The organism is Streptosporangium sp. NPDC006007, from assembly GCF_040614315.1.
Classification (GTDB): Bacteria; Actinomycetota; Actinomycetes; order Streptosporangiales; family Streptosporangiaceae; genus Streptosporangium.
The window spans coordinates 92,977-107,433 of record NZ_JBEXUG010000008.1 but is presented as its reverse complement, the minus strand read 5'-3'; the positions used below and the strand labels follow the sequence as shown (position 1 = coordinate 107,433).

Sequence of the window (14,457 nt, the reverse complement as noted above, 5' to 3'; positions counted from 1 at the left end):
CTACTGAGCGGTCGGAAACGACTCTCCGGGGGGACGGCTTTGCCTGATGGCGGGCAGGATTCTTGGGTTCCCGGGGGGGTTCTCCATAGGCTCAATGGTCGATCTTTCAGAGAGAAGAGGGGGTCGCCATGTGCGGAATTGTGGGATATGTCGGTCAGCGCCAGGCCGTTGAGGTCGTGGTCGAGGGACTGGGGCGGCTGGAGTACCGGGGGTACGACTCATCGGGAATCGCCCTGGTCGGCACCGACGGGCAGCTCACCGTGGAGAAGCGGGCGGGCAAGCTGGTCAACCTGCGCTCCGTGCTGACCGAGCGGCCCGCGGCGCCGGCCACGGTCGGGATCGGGCACACCCGGTGGGCCACCCACGGCGCGCCGACCGACCGCAACGCCCACCCGCACACCGACTGTGACGAGCGGATCGCGGTCATTCACAACGGCATCATCGAGAACTTCGCCGACCTCCGGGCCGAGCTGGAGAACGACGGGCACAAGCTCGCCTCGGAGACGGACACCGAGGTGGTGGCGCACCTGCTGGAGGAGTTCGCCGAGGAGGGGCTGGCCGAGGCGATGCGCCGGGTGTGCCGGCGGCTGCGGGGGGCCTTCACGCTGCTGGCGGTCTCGGTGGACGAGCCGGACGTGGTGGTGGGCGCGCGGCGTAACTCGCCGCTGGTCGTCGGGCGGGGGGAGGGGGAGAACTTCCTCGGCTCGGACGTGGCGGCGTTCATCGCCTACACGCGTGAGGCGGTCGAGCTCGGCCAGGACCAGGTGGTCGAGTTGCGGGCGTCGGGGGTGACGGTCACCGACTTTCACGGGGCCCCCGCCGAGACGCGCGACTACCACGTGGACTGGGACGCCTCGGCCGCAGAGAAGGGCGGCTACGACCACTTCATGCTCAAGGAGATCGCCGAGCAGCCCCGGGCGGTGGCGGACACGCTGCTCGGCAGGGTCGGCCCCGACGGCACGCTGGTGCTGGACGAGATGCGGCTGTCGGACCAGGAGCTGCGGGACGTCAACAAGATCATCGTGGTCGCGTGCGGCACCTCCTACCACGCCGGGCTCATCGCGAAGTACGCCATCGAGCACTGGGCGGGCATACCGTGCGAGGTCGAGCTGGCCAGCGAGTTCCGCTACCGCGACCCGATCCTCAACCGCGACACGCTGATCATCGTGATCACCCAGTCCGGCGAGACCATGGACACGCTGATGGCCGTACGGCACGCCCGCGAGCAGCGGTCCCGGGTGCTGGCCATCTGCAACGTGAACGGCTCCACGATCTCGCGCGAGTCCGACGCCGTCCTCTACACCCACGCGGGCCCGGAGATCGCCGTCGCCTCCACCAAGGCGTTCCTCACCCAGCTGGTGGCCTGCTATCTCGTGGCGCTCTACCTCGCCCAGGTCCGGGGGACCAAGTTCGGTGACGAGATCACCCAGATCATCGACCGGCTGACCGAGATGCCGTCCAAGGTGGAAAAGGTGCTCGGGACGTCGGAGAAGGTCCGCAAGCTGGCCAGGTCGCTGGCCGACGAGCGGTGCGTGCTCTTCCTCGGCCGCCACGTGGGCTTCCCGGTGGCGCTGGAGGGGGCGCTCAAGCTCAAGGAGCTGGCCTACATGCACGCCGAGGGCTTCGCGGCGGGGGAGCTCAAGCACGGGCCGATCGCGTTGATCGAGGAGGGGCTCCCCGTGGTGGTCGTGGTGCCGTCCCCCACGGGTCAGCACGTGACGCATGAGAAGATCGTCTCCAACATCCAGGAGATCCGGGCCAGGGGGGCCAAGACCATTGTCATCGCCGAGGAGGGCGACACCGCCGTCGAGCCCTACGCGGACACGCTGATCCACATCCCCGCCGTGCCGACCCTGCTCCAGCCGCTGGTGGCCACCGTGCCGCTCCAGGTGTTCGCCTGCGAGCTGGCCGCGGCCAAGGGGCACGACGTGGATCAGCCCCGTAACCTGGCCAAGTCCGTCACGGTGGAGTAGGCGCGGCCCCTGCCGGTGCCGTCGCGACGAGCCGTTGTCCACAGGCTGTGGACAACGGCTATGGATTGCCGGTGAGTAAAACGGGGAAAGAGGGGCGAAATCCGGATCTGGTCGGCTCTTCGTCCTGACCGGACGGGCCTTCGCTAGCCTGGAAGCGTGATCGTGGGCATCGGGGTGGACGTCGTGGACGTCGCGCGGTTCGAGGCGTCGCTCGTCCGGACGCCCGAGTTGCGGGCGCGGCTCTTCACCGAGGCGGAGCAGGTGCTGGCCGTACGGTCCCTGGCCGCCAGGTTCGCGGCCAAGGAGGCGGTCGCCAAGGCGCTCGGCGCGCCTCCCGGCCTGGCCCATCTGGACGCCGAGGTGCGCAGGGGCCCGTACGGCAGGCCGGAGCTGCACGTCAGCGGCCGGGTCGCCGAGGTCGCGGCCACGCTCGGCGTGATCCGCTGGCACGTGTCACTGACCCACGACGGCGGCGTGGCCGTCGCCTACGTCATCGCCGAGGGCTGAGTCACCCGCACCGCCCATCGGCCGTGCCGGAGCACGCGCCGGTGATCGGCGCCCGATAGCGTCAAGACCATGCTGACCGCGTACACCTCCGATCAGATCAGGGCGGCCGAGGCGGCGCTCATGGCGAGGCTGCCCGGAGGCACGCTCATGCGACGGGCGGCCTTCGCGCTCGCCGTGACCTGCGCGGGAATGCTCGGTGACGTGTACGGCTCGCGCGTGGTGATCCTGGTCGGCGCGGGCGACAACGGAGGCGACGCCCTCCACGCCGGAGCGCGGCTCGCGGCCAGGGGGGCCAGGGTGGACGCGGTACTCGCCGGGGCGCGGGTCCACGAGGCGGGACTCGCGGCCCTGCGAGGGGCGGGGGGCCGGGTGACGGACGTTCGCGGCGCCGCGCCCGCGACGGTTCACGACCTTGTCCGGGGGGCGGACCTGGTGATGGACGGGCTGGTCGGCATCGGCGGGACGGGGGCGTTGCGCGAGCCGTACGCCACCCTCGCCGGCCTGACCGGTGACGCGCCCGGCGCGGTGGTCGCGGTGGACGTGCCGAGCGGGGTGGACGCCTCCAGCGGGCGGGTCGAGGGGGCCGCGGTCCGCGCGGACGTCACGGTCACCTTCGGCGCCCGCAAGGTCGGGCTGCTCGTCGATCCCGGCGCCGGGCACGCGGGGCGGGTGGAGCTCGTCGACATCGGGCTCGGGCCCTACCTGCCGGATCCCGGGGTGTCCGCGCCGACCGGCGCCGATGTGGCGGCGCTGCTGCCCAGGCCGGGCGCGGTCTCCGACAAGTACAGCAGGGGAGTGGTAGGCGTCGCGGCCGGCAGCCGGTCCTACACCGGGGCCGCGGTGCTGGCCGTGGGCGGGGCGATCCGGGCGGGGGCCGGCATGGTCCGCTACGCCGGGGTCGCCGAACCGGTGGCGCAGGTGCGGGCCCGCTGGCCCGAGGCCGTGATCACGGAGCTGGAGCCCGGCGAGGGGGTCGACAGGGTGGACCGGGTGCAGGCGTGGGTGCTCGGACCCGGCCTCGGGACCGGCCCCGAGGCGCTGGCCCTGGCCCGCTCGGTGCTGGCGAGCGACGTCCCGGTGCTGGTGGACGCCGACGCGCTGACGCTGGCGGCCCGGGACGGCGCGCTGCTCCGCCGTACCGCGCCGGTGCTGATCACCCCGCACGCCGGAGAGCTGTCCCGTCTGCTGGGAGTGCCCCGGGCGCGGATCGAGGCCGGCAGGCTTGAGCACGTACGGCGGGCCGCCGAGGACCTCGGCGTGACCGTGCTGCTCAAGGGCTCGACCACGCTGGTCGCCGAGGAGGGGCTGCCGGTCAGGGTCAATCTCACCGGTAGCGCCTGGCTGGCCACCGCCGGCACCGGGGACGTGCTGGCCGGGCTGGCCGGCGCGCTGCTGGCCGCGGGGCTCGGCGGATACGACGCGGCGTCCTGCGCCGCCTATCTGCACGGACTCGCCGGGCGGCACGGCCCGCTCGCCGCCGGGGACGTCCTGAAAGCCCTTCCCGGGGTCGTCGGGTCGGTCGCCGCCCGGCACGGACACGGCCCCTGACCTGCCAGACTGGAAAGATGAGTTTCCCGATGACCCCTGCCGAGGCGCGGGTGGACCTCTCCGCGATCCGGGCCAACGTCGCGCTGCTCGGCGAGCACGCCCCGGGGGCCGAGATCATGGTCGCGATCAAGGCCGACGGCTACGGGCACGGTCTGGTGGCCGTCGCCGGGGCCTGCCTGGAGGGCGGAGCCACCAGGCTCGGCACCGCCTATCTCCGCGAGGCCCTCGAACTGCGGGCCGCGGGGGTCACCGCGCCGATTCTGTCGTGGATCATCACGCCGGGTGAGCCGCTGGAGGAGGCGATCGTCCAGGGCGTGGAGCTGTCGGCCGGGGCCGTGGGCATGGTGGACGCGATCGCCGGGGCGGCGCGCCGTACCGGCCGGGTCGCCCGGCTGCACCTGGAGGCGGACACCGGCCTCTCGCGGGGTGGCGCGGTGCTCGCCGCCTGGCCCGCGCTGGTGGACCGTGCCTTGGCCGGGCAGGCCGAGGGGACGATCGAGATCGCCGGGCTCTGGTCGCACTTCGCCTGCGCCGACATCCCGGGGCACCCGTCCATCGAGGCCCAGCTGACCGCCTTCGACGAGGCGGTGGCCTTCGCCGAGAAGGCGGGGGCCGGGGGATCGCAGGTGATCCGGCACATCGCCAACTCGGCGGCGACGCTGACCCTGCCGCAGGCGCGCTACGACATGATCAGGCCGGGGCTGGCGGCCTTCGGCCTGAGCCCCGTGCCCGAACTGGGAGACTTCGGACTGCGCCCGGCGATGACCCTGGTGGCGCGGATCGCGCTGGCCAAGAGGGTGCCGGCGGGCTCCGGCGTGTCCTACGGGCACCTGTACGTCACCGATCGCGAGACCACGCTTGGCCTCGTCCCCCTCGGGTACGCGGACGGTGTCCCCCGGCACTCCACCGGCCGGGCCGAGGTGCTGGTGGGCGGTGGGCGGCGGCCGATCGTCGGCCGCGTCTGCATGGACCAGTTCATGATCGACATGGAGGACGAGTCGCTGACCGAGGGTGACGAGATCGTTCTGTTCGGTGACGGTTCGCAGGGTGAGCCAACTGTGCAGGAGTGGGCGGATTCCCTTGGCACGATTACGCATGAGATTGTGACCGGGATCGGTTCGCGAGTTCCGCGCGTTTACCGGTGAGAGTCAGGGGGGCGCATGAGCACTGCCGCACGGCGCAAGGTCGGTATAGCGGGTGTCGTCGTCGGCGCCGCCTCCGCCGGGGTGGCCGCCGCGGCCCTCGCCAAACGGTACGCCGTCGGGCGCATCAGGCTCCGGCCCGACCTGGAGGCGAGCGAGCCGCTGGGCGAGTTGCGCGGCCGGCCCACCGCGGTCACCACCTCCGACGGCGTGTGCCTCTACGCCGAGGTGGACGGTCCCGAGGAGGCCCCGCTGACCGTGGTGTTCTGTCACGGCTACACGCTCAACCTGGACTCCTGGCACTACCAGCGGAGTGACCTGCGTGACTCCTACCGGCTGGTCCTGTGGGATCAGCGTTCGCACGGGCGCTCGCCGCGCGCCAACGTCGACGACTCCACGATCGACCGTCTCGGCGACGACCTGGCCGAGGTGATCGAGGCGCTGGTGCCGGGCCCGTGCGTGGTGGTCGGCCACTCCATGGGCGGCATGACGGTCATGGCGCTGGCCGACCGGCGCCCGGAGCTGTTCGGCGAGAAGATCAAGGGTGTGGCGCTGATCTCCACCTCGGCGGGCAAGCTGGCCGAGATCTCCCTGGGGCTGCCCGCGCTGCTGGCCAAGGCGGTGCACAAGGCCACGCCCGGCACGGTGTCCTTCCTGAGCCGCGGCGGCACGCTGGTGGACAGGGGGCGCCAGGTGGGCAGTGACGTGGCCTTCCTGGCCCTGCGCCACCTGGGCTTCGGCGACTCCAGGAACGTCAGCCCCACGGTGGTGGACTTCGCCGAGTCGATGATCCGCTCCACCCCGTTCGAGGTGATCGCCGACTTCTATCCGGCGCTGATGTCGCACGACAAGCTGAGCGCCCTGGACGTGCTGGACGCGGTGCCGACCTCCATCATGGTCGGCGACAAGGACTGGCTGACGCCGGTGGAGCACAGCAAGGCCATGGCGGCGGCGCTGCCTCGCGCCCGGTTCACCGAGGTCTCCGGCACCTCGCACCTGGTCCAGCTGGAGCGCCCGGCCGTGGTCAACGGCGCGCTGCGCGACCTGCTCAAGCGGGCGGCCACCGAGGGCGCGGGGCCGCCGAGACCGACCGGGCCGCCGGGACCGGCTGAGCGGACTGGACCGGCAGAGCAGGCTGGGCCGGCGGCGGAGGAGAGTGGGCAGTGAGGGCCGTACCGACCGCGGAGAGCATGCGGGAACTGGGCGCGGAGTTGGCCGGGCTGTTGCGCGCGGGAGATCTGGCGGTGCTCTCCGGGCCGCTCGGCGCGGGCAAGACGACCCTGGTCCAGGGGATCGCCGACGGGCTCAAGGTGCGCGGGCCGATCACCTCCCCGACCTTCGTCATCGCCCGGGTGCACCCCTCGCTGTCGGGCGGCCCCGCGCTGGTCCACGTCGACGCCTACCGGCTCGGCGGGGACCTGGAGGTCGACGATCTGGACCTGGACGCCTCGCTGGAGGAGTCGGTGACGGTCGTGGAGTGGGGCGAGGGCCTGGTCGAGGGGCTCGCCGACGACCGCTTGGAGATCCTCATCGAGCGCGGTGAGTCCGGTGAGGACCGGACGGTACGGCTGCGCGGGGTCGGCGCCCGCTGGCAGGGCGTCGTCTGATCCCCCGGTCATCCGATTCGCTGCCTGATTCACCCCCGTAGGCGTGGGAATCCTGGCAGGCTGGCACTACGTCCCACTTGATATCAATCATCGGGGTCGAAGATCGATTCTTGCGGGTATGCCCATGTTTAATGGGAAGCAGGCGGGAAGTTGTGCCGGGCGAGGGTCGTCGACCGGACTGCGGAGTGGAGTGCGACGGTGCCAAGGGTCAGAGGTGTCGCGGTTCTAGGGGCCATCGCCCTGTTCGGGGTGGCCGGATGCGCGGCGGGGGCGAGCTCGGGCAGCCCGGGGGAGGCCGTTTCGCCGGTCGCCAGGCAGACGGCGATCAGCAGGGAGAACGTCGAGGTCCAGCTCCAGCCGGCCCGCGCCAAGGCGGGGCAGAAGGTGTGGGTCCTGGCCAACTGCCCGATCCCCGAGGGTGGTCCCGAGCATCGGGGCACCTCCTCCTCACTGGCCTTCCGCGCGCCGGTCACCCTCGACCCCATCATGGCCACGCCCAGCCCCTCGGCCTCGGCCGGGGCCACGCCCGCGGCGCGGCCCTGGGTCCGCGGCCAAGCCGTCGTCGCACCCGGCACCGACGCCGGCGTCTACGACGTCAACGCCAGATGTGAGGGGACCAACGACACCGGCAAGGCCAGCCTCAGGGTCGTGGGCGACGGCAAGCCGAGCGACAGGCCGACGGACGGACCGAGCGAGAAGCCGACCGGCGGGCCGAGCTCCACTCCCAAGGCGACCCGCACCGTCATCAGCACCCACGGACCCGGCACGGGCGGCGGCGGTACCGCCGCCGACGGCCCGCACGGCGACTCGGGCATGCCGTTCGGGGTGACCGGGGTCCTGCTGGGGGTCGCCCTCGCCGGAGGCGTGGGGGTCGCGGTCGCGCGTCGCCGCCGCTCGTAGCCGGCCGATGGCAGAGTCCCCCCGCTGGTCACGAATCGTCGTGGCCGGAGTCGTCACCGGCGTCGTCATGGTCGCGCTCGACAAGGGCGGCGGCGTGGACACGGCGCCGGCCCGCAGGGCGGTCGTGCCCAGCCGCCTCGACATCCCCTCGCTGGGCGTCAAGGCGCCGCTGATGAAACTCGGCGTGACAGACGGCCAGATCGAGCTTCCGCCGTTCGAGAAGCCGGACACGGCGGGGTGGGTCAAGGAGAGCGCGGTCCCCGGCGACCCGGGTTCCGCGGTTATCCTCGGGCACGTCGACACCCGGACCGACCCCGCGGTCTTCTACAGGCTCAAGCAGATGCGGGCGGGACAGGCCATCAAGGTCACGCGGAGCGACGGCAAGGTCGCCCAGTACCGGGTGGACTCCATCGAGCAGGTGAGCAAGGAACGGTTCCCGGCGGACAAGGTCTATCTTGAGGACGGTCTCCGGCTCATCACCTGCGGCGGCGACTTCGACTGGAACAAGCACGAGTACCACGACAACGTCATCGTCTACGCCACCCTCGTCAAGACCTGACCCCCGCGCGCCCGGCCCGCCGGTGCCGGTGCCGGTCAAGGGCACGCCCTCGGGTCCCGATCCCCCGCGCGCCCGGCCCGCCGTACGGGGACGGACCCGGGGGCCTCGCGCGACGGACTAGGCTAACTGTTCGTGCTGGTCCTGGCCTTTGATACCGCTACCCCCGCCGTCACCGCAGCGCTGCACGACGGTTCGAGGGTCCTCGCCGAGTCGACGACGGTCGACGCCCGCCGCCACGGCGAACTGCTCGTGCCCACGATCGAGAAGGTCCTGCGGGAGGCGGGGGCCTCACTCGGCGACGTCACCGCCGTGGTCGCGGGCGCCGGCCCCGGCCCCTACACCGGGCTGAGAGTCGGGCTGATGACCGCCCAGGCCCTGGCGGCGTCACTGGACGTCCCGGCCTACGGCGTGTGCACCCTCGACGCCGTCGCCTACGGCAGCGGGCTCACCGGGCCGTTCCTGGTGGCCACCGACGCGCGGCGCAAGGAGGTGTTCTGGGGCGGCTACGCCGACTCGCGCACCCGGTTGTCCGGGCCGTCGGTGGACAGGCCGCAGGACCTGCCCGGGGAGCTCCCGCTCGTGGGCTCGGGCGCGCGGATGTACGCCGATGCCCTGGGCGCGTCCCGGCTGGCGGACGCCCCGGAGTACCCCTTCGCGGGGGCGCTGGCCGCGCTGGCCGCCGAGCAGCTCGGCGAGCCGGACGTCCGCGAGGTCGTGGAGAGCGGCACCCACCCCGTGCTGAGCCCGCCCCACCCCATCTATCTGCGCCGCCCCGACGCCCGGCTGCCCTCGCCGCCCAAGAAGGTCTCCACATGACCTTCGTGCTGCGCCCGATGACCCTGGACGATCTGCCCGAGGTGATGAGGGTCGAGCGGGAGACCTTCCCCCATGACGCCTGGAGCGAGGGCATGCTCCGCGGCGAGCTGGACGACCAGCCCAGGACCCGGCACTACGTGGTGGCCCTGATGGACGGCGAGATCGTCGGTTACGCCGGGCTTCTCGCCGCGGGGGATCAGGCGGACGTGCAGACCATCGCCGTCCTGGCCGGCCGCCGCCGGGCGGGGATCGGCGGCGCCATGCTGACCGAGCTGCTGGCGGAGGCCGTACGGCGGAAGGCGCGGTCGGTCTTTCTTGAGGTGCGTGCCGACAACCCGGACGCCTGGGCGGTCTACGACCGGTTCGGGTTCGAGCGGATCGGTGTGCGCCGCCACTACTACGAGGACGGCACCGACGCGATCATGATGAAGAAGGACCTCAATGCGTGACGAACCCCTGGTGCTGGGCATCGAGACCTCCTGCGACGAGACCGGGGTGGGCATCGTCGCCGGGCACACCCTGCTGGCCAACACGATCGCCTCCAGCGTCGAGCAGCACGCCCGCTTCGGAGGGGTGGTGCCCGAGGTGGCCTCACGGGCGCATCTGGAGGCCATGACCCCGACCGTCGAGCGGGCGCTCGCACAGGCGGGCCTGCGCTTCACCGACATCGACGCGATCGCGGTGACCGCGGGCCCGGGGCTGGCGGGCGCCCTGCTCGTCGGCGTCGCCGCCGCCAAGGCGTACTCGCTGGGGCTCGGCGTGCCGCTGTACGGTGTGAACCACCTGGCCGCCCACGTGGCCGTGGACCAGCTCGAACACGGAGCCCTGCCCAAGCCGTGCGTCGCGATGCTGGTCTCCGGCGGGCACTCCTCCCTGCTGCTGGTGCCGGACGTCGCCAAGGAGGTCGTCTCGCTGGGGTCGACCGTGGACGACGCCGCCGGTGAGGCGTTCGACAAGGTGGCCCGGGTGCTCGGCCTGCCCTTCCCCGGCGGCCCGCACATCGACCGGGTGGCTCGCGACGGCTCGGGCACGGCCATCGCCTTCCCGCGCGGCAAGCAGGACGACGGGACGCTGGACTTCTCCTTCTCCGGGCTGAAGACCGCGGTGGCCCGCTGGGTGGAGGCCAGGGAGCGGGCCGGTGAGCGGATCCACGTGCCGGACGTGGCGGCCTCGTTCCAGGAGGCCGTGGTGGACGTGCTCACCCGCAAGGCCCTGCGGGCCTGCCGGGAGCACGGCGTCCGGGACCTGCTGATCGGCGGCGGTGTGGCGGCCAACTCCCGCCTGCGGACCCTGGCCAGGGAGCGGTGCGACGCCGCCGGGGTGAGGCTGCGCGTCCCCCGCCCGGGGCTGTGCACGGACAACGGGGCGATGGTGGCCACGCTCGGCTCCGACCTGGTGGCGGCCGGTGCCGAGCCGTCCCCGCTGGACATCCCCGCGGACTCCTCGATGCCGATCACCACCGTCCGCGTGTGATCTAACTCGTTGAAGGCCGCGGACTCCGTCCTTCAGGGCGGCGTAAGGCCGGAACCCCGCCTGACACGATCATCTGATCAGTCCTTGTCGTCGTCGCCCCGGGTGGAGCGGAGGAGGGCCTCGGCGAGGGCCAGCATGGTCTCCTCCAGCGCGCCCAGACGGCGGTTGAGGTCGGAGCGGGCGGGCTCCATGCTCCGGGTGAGGGCCGTGCCGAGCTGATCGCGGTCGGGCTGGGCGCGGAGCATGCCGGCCAGCGGGGCGAGCGCCGCCTGAGCCTGGTCGACGCGCTCGTCCAGGGAGTCGAAGCGCTTGGTCCGGTCGTCGGCCTGGGTGCCGAGGAGTGCGCCGAGGCTCGGGTGGACGTCGCCGATGTCGAGGGTGGCCGACAGCCGCCCGAGACGCCGGTCGACGGCCTCGACGCGCTCGTCCACGCTCTCCAGCCGCCCGGCGGCCCGCTCCGCGTGGCCGTCCAGCATGCACAGGCGGGAGTCGACGGCGTCGATCCTGCCGGTGACCCGGCCCTCGATGTCGTCGAGGCGCTCGTCGAGCGCCTCGGAACGGCTCTCGTGGCGGACGGTGAGCTCGCCGAGGGCGGTGAGCAGGCGGCCGGTCGCGGCGTCGACGGTCTCCCGGACGCCCGCCGACAGGCCGGGCAGCTCCGACTCAAGGCGGCCGGTGCGCTGGACGAGCTCGCCCAGCGCCCTGTCCAGGCGGGTGAACCGGACGGCGGCGGCCTCCATGCTCGTCTGGACGTGGCCGAGAAGCCGGGCGAGCTCGTCCAGCCGGTCATCGGCGCCCCGGGCGCCGCCGGCGATCGACCGCAGCTGGACGAGCGCCTCGTCCACGTTCTCCCCCACGGCGCCGACGTCGGCCCACAGGCTCGGCAGCTCGCCGACGGGCACGACCCGCTCGCGCACCGACTCGACGCTCCGGCCGAGGGCGCCGACCCGCTCGCCGACGGCGTCCACGTGGTCGCGGACCGCCTCGACGTGCTGGGCGAGGCCCTCGGCCCACTCGGGAGGCCGGGCGGAGATGTCGGCCAGGCGGCCGTGGACGGACTCCAGAGTGCCGCTCAGGCCGCCGAGCTCGCGCTCCCTGACCTCCCGCAGCAGCCACTCCATGCCCTCCAGGCGCCGGCGGATCTCATCCAGCACCGCGCCCTGGGTCCGCTGCTCGTAGACGTGGTCCTGGGCGGCGCGGGCGAGGAGTTCGCGCATCCGGTCGGAGATGGCGGTCTGACCGCCTGCCTGGAGCAGGGTGTGGTCGGAGTGATCCACAGAAAGCTCCTTCACTCGCCGGCGATCGGCCGCGCGGTGGGGTCGGTACGGCATGCTGACGGGCGCGGTCGAACCGCGGGCGGGGAGAACTCCCGCGCGGTCACCTTAGCTTTCTGATCAAGATTTTTCTGCGTCGAAGGTGAAAGGCGATGATTGCCGGTGAATTGCCCTGATCTACTGTTTTGCCAGCTCAGAAAGGGGTGCAGATGAGGGCAAACGGCCTTTCCCTGATCCGGGTGAGAATGACCGTGGCCGATTGGTCGCCGGAGAGCCTCAGGTCCTTTCTGAGGCGATCCACATCGACCGCCGAGGCGCGCTTCTTAATCGTCGCGTTGCCCACTCCGCGCTCTCGCAGCGCCGCCCGCAGCCGCTTGAGCGAGAACGGCAGCACCTCGTGGACCTCGTACCCGGACGCCCACGGGGTCCGCGCCGCGACGTCCCCCGTGATGTAGGCGACCTGCGGGTCGATCAGCCGTCCGCCGACCAGCGCGGCGACCTCCGCGACCAGGTGGGCCCGGATCGCCGCGCCGTCCGGCTCGTAGACGTAGCGGCCCACGGGGCCGTGCTCCGCCCGGCCGAGCGCGGGGTCGGGCGTCATCGTCGCGCCGGACGGCAGCATCGTGGCCCGGCGCCCGCCCCCGCCCGCCAGGCCGCCGCACCAGATCACCGCCTCCTTGACCTCGCCCCGGTAGGAGACCCACTCGGCCTCCGCGCCGCCGGGGACGAACCCGTGGGGGATGCCCGGGGCGACCTTCAGGCAGGCGGCCCGGGACCTGGCCACCATCTCCAGCACCTCGGGCCAGGGAGGCGAGTAGGCCATCGGGTCGAAGGTCCTGCCCCGCGCGGTGCGGCGGGCCGGGTCGGCGAACAGGACGTCGAAGGCCGACGGGTCGACCGTGGCGGCGTCGGCCGTGCGGACCGAGACCCGGTCGCCCAATCCCAGGGCGTCGGCGTTGGCGCGGGCGATCGCGGCGGTGAGCGGGTCGGCGTCCACCGCCTCCACCGCGCAACCGGCCCTGGCCAGTGCGAGGAGGTCCCCGCCGACGCCGCAGCAGACGTCGGCGACCAGTGAGTCCGGTGCCATGCGCCGGGCCCGGTGGTCGGCCACCTCGCGGCGGGTGGCCTGTTCCAGACCGGCCCGGGTGAAGTACATCAGCTCGGCGTCGGCGCCGAACTTGCCGGCCGCGCGCGCCCTGAGCGTGGCCTGGGTGAGCGCCGCCGAGGTCAGGCCGGCGTCGTGGCTCCTCCTGAGCCGCGTCACCGCGGTCACCGGATCGTCGTCCACGACCTCGGCCGCCGCCTTCAGGGCCTCCTGGCCACGGGGTGTCAGCAGCTGCCGGAACGCGTCAAGGTCCACACCGTCCGACGCTACCGCCTCAGTTCAGCGGGCTGGTCAGATCCATCTCGATGGGAAACGGGACCTGGATCGAGAGTTTGTCGTGATGGATACCGGTGGACACGTAGGCATGGGTCGCGGGGTCGAGTTCGTAGACGTACACGACCGGCTTGCCGTTCTCCTCCTCGATGCGCCAGAAATGCGCGATTCCGGCTCCGGCATAACGCCCTGGTTTGACTTCGCGGTCACGGAGCCTGGACTCGGGTGAGACCACCTCCACGACCAGGTGGACCTCCCCGGGCGCGTACGAGGTGCGGTTGTGGTCGTGGTCCAAGGCGGCGTCGATGAGAAGCAGGTCGGGACAGGGGCGCTGTCGTGGACCGAGCACGATGTCCATCTGGGTGGCCACCGCGAGGTGCTTGGGCACCTGAGCTTCGAAACCGTTCGCGAGCCTTCGGATCACGACATCGTGGAAACGCTTCTGGGGGGACATGAAGATGAGGGCTCCATCGACGAGTTCGACGTGCTTGAAGAAGTCCGGCTCACCGTTCGGGCCGTCCTGGGGGAGCCGGTCCAGGTCGTCGGCGGTCCAGCCGTCGGGCGGGGGGTAAGGCCAGTTGGCGAGCGGGTCGCCGCTCTCGCGCGGCGTGCTCGTCTCCACGCCCATCGTGCTGGTCACGTCGTCCACCGTAGCGTCGTTCCCGTCACCGTACGTGGTCATCGGGTTACATTCTCCTCGGTGCTCGCTCGTCTCCCTCACATGTTCCCCGAATCGGGGGGCGCTGTCGCCCGGCGGAGGGTTTGACGTTCCCGAACCTTGATCGGGGGCGGTTCGTGTTGACTGTCAAGCCCACCTTGCATACTGTTCCGTATTGGCACTCTCCCGGTGAGAGTGCCAGATACATGCGACGAGGCAGGTCTGACACCCGCGACGGCAGACCGCTGGTCGCCTCTTCTAGATCATTCAAATCTGAAGGGGAGGTCCGACGTGACGACCGCCACCAAGGTTCCCGTTAAGCCGCTCGGCGACCGCATTGTGGTCCAGCCGCTTGAGGCAGAGCAGACCACAGCTTCCGGTCTGGTCATCCCGGACACCGCCAAGGAGAAGCCGCAGGAGGGCAAGGTCCTCGCGGTGGGCCCCGGCAACTGGGACGAGGACGGGGACAAGCGCATCCCGCTCGACGTCAAGGAGGGCGACGTCGTCCTCTACAGCAAGTACGGCGGCACCGAGGTGAAGTACGGCGGTGAGGAGTACCTCGTACTCTCCGCCCGCGACGTGCTCGCCATCATCGAGAAGTAATTCACGCTTCGTAAAGATG

Annotated in this window: 15 protein-coding genes; 12 read left to right on the top strand and 3 right to left on the bottom strand. The window is 72.0% G+C overall.

Translation table 11 applies throughout. The features are described from left to right. Positions 1 to 128: 128 nt before the first annotated feature. From glmS to tsaD, 11 genes are all read left to right on the top strand, one after another. Positions 129 to 1,973: a glutamine--fructose-6-phosphate transaminase (isomerizing) gene (gene glmS, locus ABZ194_RS09315; RefSeq protein WP_355594119.1), complete on the top strand. Its 1,845-nt coding sequence runs from the start codon at positions 129 to 131 to the stop codon at positions 1,971 to 1,973. Between the two features lie 156 nt (positions 1,974 to 2,129). After that, complete coding sequence (locus ABZ194_RS09310; RefSeq protein ID WP_355594117.1) at positions 2,130 to 2,480, top strand: holo-ACP synthase; 351 nt, start codon at positions 2,130 to 2,132, stop codon at positions 2,478 to 2,480. Positions 2,481 to 2,549: 69 nt separating this feature from the next. Further along, complete coding sequence (locus ABZ194_RS09305; protein ID WP_355594115.1) at positions 2,550 to 4,028, top strand: NAD(P)H-hydrate dehydratase; 1,479 nt, start codon at positions 2,550 to 2,552, stop codon at positions 4,026 to 4,028. A gap of 17 nt (positions 4,029 to 4,045) precedes the next feature. Next, positions 4,046 to 5,173: an alanine racemase gene (alr, locus tag ABZ194_RS09300; protein ID WP_355594113.1), complete on the top strand. Its 1,128-nt coding sequence runs from the start codon at positions 4,046 to 4,048 to the stop codon at positions 5,171 to 5,173. 15 nt (positions 5,174 to 5,188) lie between these two features. After that, positions 5,189 to 6,337 (top strand): alpha/beta hydrolase, encoded by a 1,149-nt coding sequence (locus ABZ194_RS09295; protein ID WP_355594111.1) that lies wholly within the window; start codon positions 5,189 to 5,191, stop codon positions 6,335 to 6,337. Further along, on the top strand, positions 6,334 to 6,777 hold the full coding sequence (gene tsaE, locus ABZ194_RS09290; protein ID WP_355594109.1) for a tRNA (adenosine(37)-N6)-threonylcarbamoyltransferase complex ATPase subunit type 1 TsaE: 444 nt from the start codon (positions 6,334 to 6,336) through the stop codon (positions 6,775 to 6,777). Before ABZ194_RS09295 ends, tsaE begins: the two co-directional genes overlap by 4 nt. A gap of 198 nt (positions 6,778 to 6,975) precedes the next feature. Further along, a complete protein-coding gene (locus ABZ194_RS09285) occupies positions 6,976 to 7,677 on the top strand; it encodes a hypothetical protein (RefSeq protein ID WP_355594107.1) in 702 nt (233 codons plus the stop codon). A 7-nt stretch (positions 7,678 to 7,684) separates the two neighbouring features. Next, positions 7,685 to 8,236, top strand: coding sequence for a class F sortase (locus tag ABZ194_RS09280; RefSeq protein WP_355594105.1), 552 nt, complete (start codon positions 7,685 to 7,687; stop codon positions 8,234 to 8,236). Between the two features lie 132 nt (positions 8,237 to 8,368). Further along, positions 8,369 to 9,052: a tRNA (adenosine(37)-N6)-threonylcarbamoyltransferase complex dimerization subunit type 1 TsaB gene (gene tsaB, locus ABZ194_RS09275; RefSeq protein ID WP_355594103.1), complete on the top strand. Its 684-nt coding sequence runs from the start codon at positions 8,369 to 8,371 to the stop codon at positions 9,050 to 9,052. Beyond that, entirely contained in the window at positions 9,049 to 9,501 is a 453-nt protein-coding gene (gene rimI / locus ABZ194_RS09270; protein ID WP_355594101.1) for a ribosomal protein S18-alanine N-acetyltransferase, read from the top strand. The genes tsaB and rimI overlap by 4 nt, the downstream gene beginning before the upstream one ends. After that, entirely contained in the window at positions 9,494 to 10,525 is a 1,032-nt protein-coding gene (tsaD, locus tag ABZ194_RS09265) for a tRNA (adenosine(37)-N6)-threonylcarbamoyltransferase complex transferase subunit TsaD (protein WP_355594099.1), read from the top strand. The genes rimI and tsaD overlap by 8 nt, the downstream gene beginning before the upstream one ends. Positions 10,526 to 10,602: 77 nt before the next feature. Here the strand turns inward: tsaD and ABZ194_RS09260 are convergent, their stop codons facing one another. The 3 genes from ABZ194_RS09260 to ABZ194_RS09250 form a co-directional block, all read right to left on the bottom strand. Further along, a complete protein-coding gene (locus ABZ194_RS09260) occupies positions 10,603 to 11,802 on the bottom strand; it encodes a hypothetical protein (protein ID WP_355594097.1) in 1,200 nt (399 codons plus the stop codon). Positions 11,803 to 11,992: 190 nt separating this feature from the next. Then, complete coding sequence (locus tag ABZ194_RS09255; protein ID WP_355594095.1) at positions 11,993 to 13,159, bottom strand: class I SAM-dependent methyltransferase; 1,167 nt, start codon at positions 13,157 to 13,159, stop codon at positions 11,993 to 11,995. A gap of 19 nt (positions 13,160 to 13,178) precedes the next feature. Further along, positions 13,179 to 13,859, bottom strand: coding sequence for a Uma2 family endonuclease (locus ABZ194_RS09250; protein WP_355594093.1), 681 nt, complete (start codon positions 13,857 to 13,859; stop codon positions 13,179 to 13,181). Between the two features lie 267 nt (positions 13,860 to 14,126). On the opposite strand from ABZ194_RS09250, the gene groES reads away from it, so the two are divergent. Continuing rightward, positions 14,127 to 14,438: a co-chaperone GroES gene (groES, locus tag ABZ194_RS09245; protein WP_184712660.1), complete on the top strand. Its 312-nt coding sequence runs from the start codon at positions 14,127 to 14,129 to the stop codon at positions 14,436 to 14,438. The last annotated feature ends 19 nt before the right edge of the window (positions 14,439 to 14,457 follow it).